This is a genomic window from Mycobacterium sp. C31M (assembly GCF_053345865.1).
Map to the genome: position 1 here is coordinate 229,250 of NZ_JBKFAX010000007.1, position 13,161 is coordinate 242,410.

The 13,161-nt window shown below is 68.1% G+C and carries 9 protein-coding genes; all 9 read right to left on the reverse strand.

Features of this window, described 5'->3' with window-relative positions; translation table 11 throughout:
• Positions 1 to 135: 135 nt before the first annotated feature.
• On the reverse strand, positions 136 to 3,222 hold the full coding sequence (locus tag ACLBYA_RS13210; protein WP_447709854.1) for an Rne/Rng family ribonuclease: 3,087 nt from the start codon (positions 3,220 to 3,222) through the stop codon (positions 136 to 138).
• Between the two features lie 294 nt (positions 3,223 to 3,516).
• Positions 3,517 to 3,936 carry a nucleoside-diphosphate kinase gene (gene ndk / locus ACLBYA_RS13215; protein WP_447709855.1) on the reverse strand — a complete coding sequence of 140 codons (420 nt, stop codon included), beginning with the start codon at positions 3,934 to 3,936 and terminating at the stop codon, positions 3,517 to 3,519.
• Between the two features lie 44 nt (positions 3,937 to 3,980).
• Positions 3,981 to 4,346: a DUF4233 domain-containing protein gene (locus ACLBYA_RS13220; protein ID WP_447709911.1), complete on the reverse strand. Its 366-nt coding sequence runs from the start codon at positions 4,344 to 4,346 to the stop codon at positions 3,981 to 3,983.
• Positions 4,347 to 4,387: 41 nt separating this feature from the next.
• Positions 4,388 to 5,791, reverse strand: a complete 1,404-nt coding sequence (folC, locus tag ACLBYA_RS13225) for a bifunctional tetrahydrofolate synthase/dihydrofolate synthase (protein ID WP_447709856.1) — start codon at positions 5,789 to 5,791, stop codon at positions 4,388 to 4,390.
• A complete protein-coding gene (locus ACLBYA_RS13230; protein WP_447709857.1) occupies positions 5,788 to 8,427 on the reverse strand; it encodes a valine--tRNA ligase in 2,640 nt (879 codons plus the stop codon). Before ACLBYA_RS13230 ends, folC begins: the two co-directional genes overlap by 4 nt.
• A gap of 64 nt (positions 8,428 to 8,491) precedes the next feature.
• Complete coding sequence (locus tag ACLBYA_RS13235) at positions 8,492 to 9,088, reverse strand: DUF937 domain-containing protein (RefSeq protein WP_447709858.1); 597 nt, start codon at positions 9,086 to 9,088, stop codon at positions 8,492 to 8,494.
• Positions 9,089 to 9,154: 66 nt separating this feature from the next.
• Complete coding sequence (locus ACLBYA_RS13240; protein ID WP_447709859.1) at positions 9,155 to 10,411, reverse strand: saccharopine dehydrogenase family protein; 1,257 nt, start codon at positions 10,409 to 10,411, stop codon at positions 9,155 to 9,157.
• A gap of 11 nt (positions 10,412 to 10,422) precedes the next feature.
• Entirely contained in the window at positions 10,423 to 12,387 is a 1,965-nt protein-coding gene (locus ACLBYA_RS13245) for a S9 family peptidase (protein ID WP_447709860.1), read from the reverse strand.
• An 18-nt stretch (positions 12,388 to 12,405) separates the two neighbouring features.
• Positions 12,406 to 13,029: a hypothetical protein gene (locus tag ACLBYA_RS13250; protein ID WP_447709861.1), complete on the reverse strand. Its 624-nt coding sequence runs from the start codon at positions 13,027 to 13,029 to the stop codon at positions 12,406 to 12,408.
• Positions 13,030 to 13,161 lie beyond the last annotated feature (132 nt).

A 13,161-nucleotide genomic window follows, 5' to 3' on the forward strand; every position in this document is an offset into this window, starting at 1 on the left:
CTGGGCGCGCGCAATATGGAGCATGCACGTGCGGGTCTTGGGTGCGGGCCGAGCCAGCAGTTGCGGCTGCAAGCCCCGCGACAACTGGTCAAGGGTACGTGACCAGCGGGTAGAGGGTCAAACCGCCTGTTGGCGTCAGTCCTCACCCGCCGGAGGGCCGGCCGGCCGGGCCGCCGCACGGCGTCGCGGCCTGCGCGCTGGGGCAGCGGCGACGGGCTGATACTCCTCGTCGTCGTCCGAGTCCTCATCATCGGAGTCCTCGTCCGAGTCGTCCTCGTCGTCCGAATCCTCGTCGTCCGAGTCGTCATCATCCGACTCGTCATCGTCGAACTCATCGTCATCGTCGTCATCGTCATCGTCATCGTCGAGGACGTCGATATCGTCGTCGATCCCGTTCTCGTCATCGTCGTCCGAGTCGTCCTCGTCGTCCGAGTCGTCCTCGTCGTCCGAATCGTCGTCGTCCGAATCGTCGTCGTCCGAATCGTCGTCGTCCGAATCGTCGTCGGCATCCTCGTCCGTGGCGTCGGTGTCCAGCTCCTCGGAATCCGTGACCTCTGCCTGCTCGTCAGTGGCCGCGGTGACCTCGGCACCGTCGACCTCGGTTGACTCCTCGGTCTGCTCCTCGTCATCCTCGTCACGGCCGGCGGCGGCCATCGCCTTGAACATCGGGTGCTCACCGGCGGCATGCGCCGGCACCTTGTTGACGTGGATGTCCTCCTGCGGCTCCTCGGGCTTGGCCGCCTTCTTGCCGCGCTTGCCGCGGCGGCTGCCGCCACCGCCGCCCCCGCCGGACTCGGACTTGCGGCCACCGCCAGACGGTGCCGCCGAGTCGACCGGGTCGACGTGCAGTGTGATGCCGCGGCCCGCGCAGTGCGTGCAGGTGGTCGAGAACGCTTCGATCAGGCCGGTGCCGAGGCGCTTGCGCGTCAGCTGCACCAGGCCCAGTGAGGTCACCTCGGACACCTGGTGGCGGGTGCGGTCCCGGGCGAGCGCCTCGGTGAGCCGGCGCAACACCAGATCGCGGTTGGACTCCAGCACCATGTCGATGAAGTCGATGACGATGATGCCGCCGATGTCGCGCAGCCGCAGCTGGCGCACCGTCTCCTCGGCCGCCTCCAGGTTGTTGCGGGTGACCGTCTGCTCCAGGTTGCCCCCGGAACCGGTGAACTTGCCGGTGTTGACGTCGACGACCGTCATCGCCTCGGTGCGATCGATCACCAGGGTGCCGCCCGAGGGCAGCCACACCTTGCGGTCCATCGCCTTGGCCAACTGCTCGTCGATTCGGTGTACGGCGAACACGTCCGGCCCGTCAGCAGCGCTCGGCTCGTATTTGGTTATCCGCGGAAGCAGTTCCGGGGCAACCGAATTCACGTAGTCGCTGATGGTCTTCCAGGCATCGTCACCGGAGACCACCAGACCGGAGAAGTCCTCGTTGAACAGGTCGCGGATGACCTTGACCAGCACGTCGGGCTCTTCGTAGAGGGCCACCGCCGCGCCGGCCTTCTTCTTGGTCACCTCGGCCGCGGACGCCTCGATCTGTGTCCAGCGCTCCTGCAGCCGGTTGACGTCGGTGCGGATGTCCTCTTCCTTGACGCCCTCGGACGCGGTGCGGATGATCACGCCTGCGCCGGCGGGGACGACCTCCTTGAGGATCTCCTTGAGCCGCTGCCGCTCGGTATCGGGCAGCTTGCGGCTGATCCCGGTCGAGGACGCACCCGGCACGTAGACCAGATAGCGACCGGCCAGCGAAACCTGGGTGGTCAGCCGGGCACCCTTGTGCCCGACCGGGTCCTTGCTGACCTGGACCACCACATAGTCGCCCGGCTTGAGCGCCTGTTCGATCTTGCGCTGGGCACCGCCGAGGCCGGCGGCCTCCCAGTTGACCTCGCCCGCGTAGAGCACACCGTTGCGGCCGCGACCGATGTCGACGAAGGCCGCCTCCATCGAGGGCAGCACGTTCTGCACGATGCCCAGGTAGATGTTGCCCACCAGGGACGCGGACGCGGCCGACGTCACGAAGTGCTCGACGACGACGCCGTCCTCCAGGACCGCGATCTGGGTGTACCGGGCGCCCTCGTGCGGCGGCTCGGTGCGGACCTTGTCGCGGACGATCATGGTCCGCTCGACGGCCTCGCGCCGGGCCAGGAATTCGGCCTCGCTCAGGATCGGCGGGCGGCGGCGTCCGGCATCCCGGCCGTCGCGCCGGCGCTGGCGTTTGGCCTCCAGGCGCGTCGAACCCGAGATGCCCTGGATCTCATCTTTATCGGATTTCGCCGACTTCTCCCGCGGAGCCCGCTCGTGCACCACCGTGTTGGGCGGGTCGTCCGGGGATCCGTTGTCCTCGGTGTCACCCGAACCCGACTTGCGGCGGCGACGGCGCCGGCGACGCCGGTTACCGGCCTCGCCACCCGAACCGTCCTCGCTGCTGTCGTCCTCGGAGTCCTCGGAATCGTCGGAGTCATCCGAGCCGCCCTGCTCGGCGGTCTCGGCCTCGGATTCGGTGTCGGAATCGCCGTCCTCGCCGTCCTCGGCGCTCTGCTCACCACGTCCCCGGCCGCGACCGCGGCGACCGCGACGACGACGCCGGGCTGCGGGCCGTTCGGACTGGTCGTCGTCACCATCGCCATCCTCGGATTCGGCGTCGGTGTCGTCGTCGGTATCGGTGTCGTCGGTGGCAGGGGCAGCAGCCGGGCGCGGCGTGAACTCGACAGGCTGCGGAGCGACGAACAGCGGCAGGTATTGCGCGGGCTCCTGCTCGGATTCGGCGGCCGGCGGGCTGGGCGGTGTCTCCAGCAGCAACCGGGACTCCGGCTCCTCGGTGACCGGATCGGCGGTCGGGGGCGGAAGCTCGGTGATGGTCTCGGCGACCACGACGGTCTCGGTCGGTGTCTCGGTGACCTCGACCACCTCGACGACCGCTTTAGCGACGACCGGTTCGGCACCTGCCGCGGCAGGCTGCTCGGCTGCCTCGACGGGCGGCAACTCGACGGCGGATGCCGCGGCCTCGGCGTTGAGCACCTCGCGGACACGTTCGGCCTGGGCACGTTCGACGGTCGAATGCGGGCTGCGCGCCCGCCCGTCGAGTTGGGCCAGGGCGTCGACGATGCGCTTGCTGGTGGTGCCCAGCACGCGGGCCAGCGAGTGGACTCTCAGCTTCGCCGGCAGTTCCTCGCTGCGCTCGGTGTTTTCGGATAGGTCTTGGGTAGGGGCATCTTCGGCCACAAATTCTCCTCAAGCCCCCGGGCGCGTCGTACGACGCGGCCACGCGAGGGCTTCCGCTATGGGTCCGGGGAACTTCTCCCGAACTTGTTATGGTCTCGCTCCGAGGGGTCCACAACGAACCCGTTCGGCGCCTGGCTGAATGATGGCTGGACGGTCTGGCGCCACATCGAAAATACGATGGTCGCGCTCGTCGAAGTCTTCATCCGGGTTACCGACCCCAGTGTGGCGCCGGTCTCCCGAGCTAAGTATCCCATACCGCGAGGCCTGATCTGACCAAGGCGGCAAAAGCGGGCGCTACGCGCCGGTCAACTCCGGAAACCAGAGGGCGATTTCCCGGGCAGCCGACTCGGGCGAGTCGGAGCCGTGCACCAGGTTCTCCTGGGTCACGAGAGCGTAGTCACCACGGATGGTGCCGGGGGTCGCCTTCTCCACCGGATCGGTGCCACCGGCGACCTGACGGAACGCGGCGATGGCGCGCTCCCCCTCGACCACTGCGGCCACGACGGGCCCCGAGGTGATGAATTCGAGCAGCGAACCGAAGAACGGCTTGCCGTCATGCTCGGCGTAGTGCAGCCGGGCCACCTCTTCGGTGACGTTCTTGAGCTCGAGGGCGGCGAAGGTCAGACCCTTACGCTCGATGCGGCTGACGATCTCACCGATCAGGTTCCGCTGTACGCCGTCGGGCTTGATCAACACGAGAGTCCGCTCAGTCACGGCGCACAGCGTACCTGGCTCATACGAACGGACGACTCCTGGTCCTATTCGGTGTCACCAGCGGACTGTTCGGTGTCACCGGCGGCCTGCTGCCAGGGCAGTTGACCGCGGTCCTGGCGCCGTTTGACCTCGGCGCGCAGGTAGATGATGAGCGCCCAGACGGCGGCGAACACCACCCCGATGAACCCGATCGCGGCGTGCACCAGGGCCCCGGCGATCAGCACGAACTGCACGCCCAGGTTCACCCAGATGATCCCGGGCCTGCCCTGCACACCGGACATCAGGACCAGCACCACCGCCGCGCCGATCAGGAATCCCCCGCTGGTCGCGGTCAGGCCGGCGGCACCGTTGGCCACCACCGGCAGCGCCAGCAGCGCGACGATGGCCTCCAGGATGAGGGTGCCGGCCATGATGCCGCGGAAGCTCTTCCACGGGTCGGACGGAGGTTGAGTCACTGCGGATCCTTACCGAACAGGGTGCGTGCCGCACCGGCGGTGACCACCGAACCGGTGATGACGATGCCGCTGCCGGAGTAGCCCTCACCGTCGTTGCCGGACTCCTCGACCAGGGCGGTGGCGGCCTCGATCGCGTCGGGCAGCGTCGCGGCCGTGATCACCCGGTCCGGGCCGAAGCGCTCTTCCGCCCGCGCATCGAGGGCGTCCACGTCCATCGCTCTGGGCGACCCGTTGCGGGTGACGACCAGAACGTCGAATGCCGGTTCCAGCGCCTCCAGGATCCCGTCGACATCCTTGTCGGCCATCACCGACACCACGCCGACCAGATAACGGAAGTCGAATTCCTCGGCCAACGCCCGGGTGAGCGCGGCGGCGCCGGCGGGGTTGTGTGCGGCGTCGACGAAGACAGTCGGCGCGCTGCGCACCCGCTCCAGGCGACCCGGGCTGGCGGCCGAGGCGAATCCGGCTCGCACCGCATCGATATCGAGCTGGCGGTCGGCACCGGCGCCGAAGAAGGCCTCCACCGCCGCCAACGCCAGTACGGCGTTGTGCGCCTGATGTTCACCGTGCAACGGCAGGAAGATCTCGTCGTACACGCCACCGAGACCCTGCAGGGTCAGCAGCTGACCGCCGATGGCCACCTGCCGATCCAGGACCGCGAACTCCGAATCCTCGCGTGCCACAGCGGCATCGGCACGGACCGTCTCGGCCAGCAGCACTTCCATGGCCTCGGGTACCTGACGGGCGATGACGGCGACGGTATCGGTCGGGATGAGGGCGTCGTCCTGTTTGTGGATGATCCCGGCCTTCTCGCCGGCGATCTCGGCGATGGTCTCACCCAGATAGTCGGTGTGGTCCAACCCGATCGGGGTGATCACCGCGACGGGCGCCGCGACCACATTGGTGGCATCCCAGCGGCCGCCGAGACCGGTCTCGATGACGGCCACATCGACGGGGGCATCGGCGAAAGCCGCGAACGCCATCCCGGTCAGCACCTCGAACTTGCTCATCTTCGGGCCGCCGGCACTCTCCGACTGCTGATCCACCAGCTCGACGAACGGCTCGATCTCGGAGTAGGTGTCCACGTATTGCGCCGGGGTGATCGGCTTTCCGTCGATCGAGATGCGTTCCACCGCGGACTGCAGGTGCGGGCTGGTGGTCCGCCCGGTCCGTCGGTGCAGCGCGATCAGCAGCGCGTCGATGATGCGCGCGACCGATGTCTTGCCGTTGGTCCCGGCGATGTGGATCGCCGGGTAGGCCCGCTGCGGCGAGCCGAGCAGTTCCAGCAGTGCCGCGATACGGGCGGTGCTGGGCTCGATCTTGGTTTCCGGCCAGCGCTGATCCAGCAGGTGTTCGACCTGCAGCAGGGCCGCGACCTCGTCGGGAGTCGGCTCGGTCATTTCAGATCGGCAAGGCGGGCCGTGATCCGCTCGACCTCTTCGGCCGCCAGCTGCTGCCGCCCCTTGATCTTCTCGACGACGGCCTCCGGTGCCTTGGCCAGGAAGTCGGCGTTGCCGAGTTTGCCTGCGGTCTGGGCGAGTTCCTTCTGCGCGGCGGCCAGATCCTTCTCCAACCGACGCTTCTCGGCCGCCACGTCCACGGTGCCCGAGGTGTCCAGTTCGACGGTCACGGTGCCCTGGGTCAGGCGGACCTCGACCGATGCCGACGCGGTGAAACCGTCGCCCGGTTCGGTGAGCCAGGCCAGCGCGGTCACCGCGGGCAGCTGCGATTCGATGTCGGCACCGTCGAGGCCCGCCAGCCGGGCGGGCACCTTCTGACGGTCGGCCAGGCCCTGATCGCTACGGAAGCGACGAACCTCGGTGACCAGCTTCTGCATATCGGTAACCCGCTGGGCGGCAACGGTATCCAACGCGAGACCCGAAGATGTCGGCCAGTCGGCGATGACGATCGACTCTTCTCCGGTGAGCGCCTTCCACAGCGTCTCGGTGACGAACGGCATCACCGGGTGCAGCAGCTTCAGCAGCGCGTCGAGGACTGTGGCCAGCACCGCACCGGTATGCACCAGCCCCTGGCTGAATTGGACCTTGGCCAGTTCCAGGTACCAGTCACAGAACTCGTCCCAGGCGAAGTGGTACAGCGCCTCGCAGGCCCGGCTGAATTCGTAGGCCTCCAGCGCGGTATCCGCCTCGGCGCGCACCTCTTCCAACCGACCCAGGATCCAGCGGTCGGCATCGGTGAGTTGGTCGGCCTCGGGCAGCGCGGTCAACTCCGCACCGTTCATCAGGGAGAACTTGGTCGCGTTGAACAGCTTCGTGGCGAAATTGCGCGAGGCGCGGGCGTGATCCTCACCGATGGACAGGTCACCGCCGGGGCTCGCACCGCGGGCCAGGGTGAAGCGCAGCGCATCGGCGCCGAACTTCTCCACCCAGTCCAGCGGGTCGATGCCGTTGCCCTTGGACTTGCTCATCTTTCGACCGAACTCGTCGCGGATGAGACCGTGTAGGAAGACGTTCTCGAACGGCACCGATCCGGCCGCGATGGTCTCGTCGCCGGCGACGAAGGTGCCGAACATCATCATCCGGGCCACCCAGAAGAACAGGATGTCGTAGCCGGTGACCAGAACCGTTGTCGGATAGAACTTTTCCAGCTCCGGCGTGGCCTCGGGCCAACCCATGGTGGAGAACGGCCACAGTGCCGAGGAGAACCAGGTGTCCAACACGTCGGGGTCCTGCACCCAGCCCTCGGGCGGGGTTTCGTCCGGCCCCAGGCACACCTGCTGCCCGTCGGGACCGTGCCAGATCGGGATGCGGTGCCCCCACCACAGCTGACGCGAGATGCACCAGTCGTGCATGTTGTCGACCCAGGCGAACCAGCGCGGCTCCAGGCTGGCCGGGTGGATCACGGTGTCGCCGTTGCGGACCGCGTCACCGGCGGCCTTGGCCAGCGATTCGACCTTGACCCACCACTGCAGGCTCAGCCGCGGCTCGATGGGCTCGCCGCTGCGTTCGGAATGGCCGACGCTGTGCAGGTACGGCCGCTTCTCGGCGACGATGCGCCCCTGGGCGGCCAGCGCCTCACGCACCGCCACGCGAGCCTCGAACCGGTCCATCCCGTCGAACTGGGTGCCGGTGCCGGTGATGGCGCCGGCGACATCCAGGATGGACGGCATCGGCAGGTTGTGCCGCAGGCCGATCTCGAAGTCGTTGGGATCGTGGGCCGGGGTGACTTTGACTGCGCCGGTACCGAATTCGGGATCGACGTGGGCATCGGCCACGATCACGATGGTGTGGTCGGTCAGGAACGGGTGGGGCAGCGTGCTACCCACCAGCGCCCGGTACCGGTCGTCGTCGGGGTGCACGGCGATGGCGGTGTCGCCGAGCATGGTCTCCAGCCGGGTGGTGGCGACGACGATATGGGGTTCGTCGTCGTTCATCGAGCCGTACCGGAAGGACACCAGTTCACCCTCGACGTCCTCGTATTTGACCTCGAGGTCGGAGATGGCGGTCTGCAGCACCGGCGACCAGTTCACCAGTCGCTCGGCCTGGTAGATCAGCCCGGCGTCATACAGCCGTTTGAAGATGGTGCGCACGGCACGGGACAGGCCCTCGTCCATGGTGAACCGGTCGCGGCTCCAGTCCACCCCGTCGCCCAGGCGGCGCATCTGTCCGCCGATGGTGCCGCCGGATTCGCGCTTCCAGTCCCACACCTTGTCGATGAACAGTTCACGGCCGAAGTCTTCTTTGGTCTTGCCGTCGGCCGCCAGCTGCTTCTCGACCACAGACTGGGTGGCGATGCCGGCGTGGTCCATACCGGGCAGCCACAGCACCTGGTAGCCCTGCATGCGGCGCCGACGGGTCAACGCGTCCATCAGGGTGTGGTCCAGGGCATGCCCCATGTGCAGGCTGCCGGTGACATTCGGCGGCGGCAACACGATCGAGTACGGCGGCTTGTCGCTGCCCGGATCGGCGGTGAAGTAGCCGGCGTCGACCCAGCCCTGGTACAGGTCGCTCTCTACCGCACCCGGCTCCCAGGACTTGGGCAGGGCATCGGCGCGCGAGGAAGGGCTGGCAGTCACCCGGCCATTCTAGGAAGACCCCGGCAGCGGCCGCGTGAGCCCCCGTTTTCCCTGCGATTTGGGGCTACTTCTTGCCGCCGAGCAGCCCGCCCAGGATGTCACCGATCGGATTGTTGCCCTGCCCGCCCGAGCCACCGCCGAGCACGCTGCCCAGGATGCTGCCGAGCGGGTTGTTGCCGCCACCGGAACCGCCGAGGATGCCGCCCAGCACGTCACCGAGCCCGCCGCCGCCCGATGCCTGCGGCTGGGCTGCGCCGCCGCCGAACTGCTTGCCGATATAGGCCAGCACGATCGGCGCCAGGATCGGCAGCAGCTTCTTGATCAGGTCGCTGTTGCCGGCACCGCCGCCGGCGAGCGCCGAGGCGACCTGGTTGCTGTCGTTACCGCCGAAGATGTTGGCGACGATCTTGTCTCCGGCCGCAGCGTCGACATCGTCGACCTTGACTCCCCCGTCCAGCAGACCGCTCGCGGCCTGCGAACCGACGGCCGCCTCCAGGTCGGTCGAGTCGATGTCGTCGGCCTGGACATTGGCCTGGACACCGCCGACCAGGGCGGGGACCAGAGCTCGGATCTGTTTGTCGACCTCACCCTCGTCGGCGCCGAGCTTTGCGGCGATATCCGATACGGGAATCTGTGCGAAGAGTTCGTCCAAACCAGCCATGAACACCCCTTATGTCGCTGTTGGTTACCCAAGATCGACCCTAGTCGAGGTCGGTCGGCGCTGGAATCAATTGAGCCGAGCGGTCTCCAAGGTGACGCCCGCAGCGGGCAGTCGGGTCAGCAGCGCCGATCCCATGGCCGCGGCCGGGGTCAGCACACCCCGCAGATCCGAGAGTCGGTCGCGGTCCAGGGCGAGCGCCAGACCGCATTCGGCGAGCAACACCGCGGTGGCCTTGTAGCCGGGGTCGCCCTGCTGGGCGATGGTCGCGCGGTACCGGGCACCGGTGCTGGTCGTGGTGTAGGTCTCGATGCGGTAGTGCCCCTTGTCGCGGGTCTTCTCGCTGGGGCCGGTGCCGGGCTTGGGCAGGATCCGGTCCAGCAGCCCCGTCGGCACCTTGTTGATATAGCGGCTGCCGAGACCGAACGTCGCGACGCTGGCCGCGGTCTCCAGTGCCGCGGCGGCCGGCGCCAGCACCGAGGATCCGACGCTCATCTGCTCGGCGTAACGGAAGCTGCGACCGTATGCCCAGTCCAGCAGGCTGTTGCTGCGCCGCACGATGCGCGAGTTGGGGGCGGCCATCGCGAACGCGCCGGTCCAGATACCGTCCAGTTCAGGTGCGATATCGCGGCCGCGCCGCCACGGGTTGTCGGATTGGTGACCCAACTCCGGTTCGGCGCCGCGGTCGGTGGTCAGGGTGTAGGGGTCTTCCAGGTCGCGGCGCGACTCCGGGTTCTCCGCGGCGGTCTTCATGAACTCGACCATCGAGGCCGCGGTGCCACCGGACACGCCGCCTGCGAAGGACCGCAGCACCAGATTGGTCTCGGTCAGTTCACCGGCGCCATCGGCGGTGACCCGGTCGTGCAGCGCGAAGACGGTGATATCGGATGGCACCGAATCGAATCCGCAGGAGTGCACGATGCGCGAACCCGTGTCGACCGCCTGCTTGTGGAACTGCTCGGCACTGTCCCGGATGAACAAGGTCTCGCCGGTGAGATCGGCGTAGTCGGTGCCCGCCGCCACACATGCCTGCACCAGTGGCAGCCCGTACTTGGTGTACGGGCCGACCGTGGTCACCACAACCTGGGTGCGTGCCGCCATATCCGCCAACGTCGACGGCTTTCCGGCGTCGGCCTCGATGAGCTGCCAGTCCTGCGCCCCGGGCCCCAGGCTGTCGCGGACATCGCGCACCTTGGGCAGGGAGCGGCCGGCGAGCGCGATCCGAGCCCCCGAGTCAGCGACGGCCAGATACTGCGCGGTGAGCTTGCCGGCGAACCCGGTGGCGCCGTACAGGACGATGTCGAATTCCCGCTGCGAAGAGGTCATGGGTCCCGAAGCTACCCGAGGAGCTCGGGCACAAAGACCTCCCGACCAAATAGATGGTTGCCCAGGAATCCGATGATCACCTGGTACCAGATCTTGGTGTGCTGAGGGGCGGCCACCCAGTGTCCTTCGGAGGGGAAGTACAGGAACCGGTGCGGGCTGTTGCCCTCGCCGTCGGCGGGCAGACCGGACCGGCTGAGCAGCTCGTACCACAGTCGCAGGCCTTCCCCGATGGGGACGCGGTAGTCCTTGTCACCGTGGATGACGAGCATCGGTGTGCGGATCGCCTGCACATGGTGGTGTGGTGAATTCTGTTGTGCCATCTGTGCGGTCATCTCACGTTCCCACCAGTACGCGCCGTCGGTGGTGGGCCCGAACTGATCGAGCGCCCACAGGCTGGCGTGCGTGACGATCGCGGCGAACCGGTCGGTATGCCCGGCGATCCAGTTGGCCATGTAGCCGCCGAAGGATCCGCCCATGGCGGCGGTGCGCGTCTCGTCGACCCGCGGATGCGCGCACGCGGCGTCAGTGGCGGCCATCAGGTCGGTATACGGCGGACCGCCCCAGGCGCCCCAGCCGCGTTGGATGAAGTCCTGGCCGTACCCGGTGGACAGCGCCGGGTCCGGTAGCAGCACCGCATATCCCTGGGCGGCCAGCAGCCACGGGTTCCAGCGCCAGTGCCAGGCGTTCCAGCTGCCGAGCGGGCCGCCGTGTACCCACAGCAGCAGGGGCGCCGGCGCATCCCCGGCCGGCAGCACCAGCCAGGAGTGCACCGCCGTGCCGTCGGCGGCCGTGGCGGTCAGCTCGGCCACGGTGCCGGGCAGCGGCGGGCGCGCGACGCAGGGCAGTTCGGTGACCGTCCCGTCGACGTCGATGCGCACCGGGTGCGGCGGGCTCAAATAGGAATTGCGCAGCGCGAAGATCAGCCCGCCCGGTGCGGTGTGCACATCGGTATAGGTGAAGTCGTCCTCGGTCAGTCGGGTCACCACGCTGGTCGCAGTATCCACCGCGAATATCGGGCCGCGGCCGTTGTCATCGGCGGTCACGATCAGTTGGGTGCCGTCGGCGCTCCAGGTGACCGAGGTGGGCCAACGATCCCAGTGGGCCAGCTCGGTCCAGTTTTCGCCGATATCCGCCCAGCACAGCGTGATCCGCGGTGCAAGCTCAGGCGTCGAGGTGGTCTCGCGGACGAAGGCGATCCGTCGCCGGTCCGGTGACATGACCGGACCGTCCAGGTCTGCGTCGGTGTCGTCGGCCACCACGGCGCGTTCACCGGTGGCGGTATCGATACGCACCAGCCGGGAGCGCAGCGCCACCCCCGGTGCCGGCGCGTGCCAGGCGGTGATCACGAACTCGCCGTCGGGGTCGATATCGAATGCGGCATCGCGCAGTGCCGCACCCGGATTCGGGGTGAGGTCCCGCCGACCGTCGGCGTCGATGAGGTGGGGCTGGTCCGGCCCCAGGTCGTGATCCCAGTGCCGGACCGGGTATCCGGTGTGCAAAATCGCCGAGACCTTGTTGTCCTTGCGCAGCGACCGCAGTCGCTTGTCGTCGTCGATCCCGGTGGCCGAGGGCAGCAGTGGGGCGGTGACGATCGTCCGGTCCGCCCGTCGGGCGGTGTGCACACCGCCGACACCGCCGGGGGTGCTCAACTCCTCGATCGCCTCGCCACCGGCGCGCGGCAGCCGCCACAGTGCGGCCGGCGGGGCTTCCTCCCCCGGCGCCGGCCGGGCGGCGACGAACAGCAGGTCACCGTCGGCGGTGAACACCGGACCGGCCTCACCTTTGGCGCCCCGGGTCAGGCGCCGCGCCGGCTGCACACCGGCGGGGTCCAATTCCCATATCGCCGTGACGTACTCGGTGCCTTCGGCATTGAGCTCACTGATCGTGGTCACCAGCCGGTCACCGCCCGGGGTGACGGCCAGGCCGGCCACCCGGGGCAGTGCCAGATAGGAATCCAGGTCGTCGAACGGCGTCATGTGCCCACCGTAATGCGGTTACTGGACGACCTCGGTGACCGCTCCGGTCACATCGCCACGGACCTGCTTGCTGCTGCGCTCACCCTGCACGTTGAGCAGGATCTGCACGTCGCCGGAGAATGGCAGGTTTCGCTGGACCACCACCGACTGCACCGCACCGTCGGCGATCGCGCTGGCTGCCACGGCATTGTCGATGGCGGTCATGATCGCCGACGTCGGCACCTCGGCGATGGAGAACAGGTTCTGCCGCAGCGCATCGGCATCGTCGCCATAGTCCACCGGTCGCAGCGGTCCGACGTTTCCGCTCGCGTAGGTCCACTGGTTGAGCTCGGTGGGCGCGTTCGGATCGATGGCTTGGACCGTCACCGAGATGTCGGTGAGGACCAGTTCCACCACCTGCATCGGGTTCGCACCGACCTCGGCGGTGATGGCCGCGAGCGCCTTGTCGATGGACTCCGCGGTGAGCATGTCGGCGGTCGCGGCGTCGACCAGTCCGCCGGCGGTATCGCTGAGTTGCTCGACGGCGGTGCTCGCGACGTCGGTGAGCTGCTGGATCTCGGCGACCTTGGAGCATCCGGTGAGCAGGGAGATGGACAGGGCGGTGGCGGCCAGGCCGACACCGAAGCGGGTGTATGTCGTCATGGCGACGACTTTGGCCGTGTGTGGTCGCTACCGATCCCAAGTTCCGCGTAACACGCTGCGTTACGGGTCTTCACGCGGATTTAACGCGCGATGACAGCCGGGACACATTGGCGCGGTTACTTTCATCTCGGT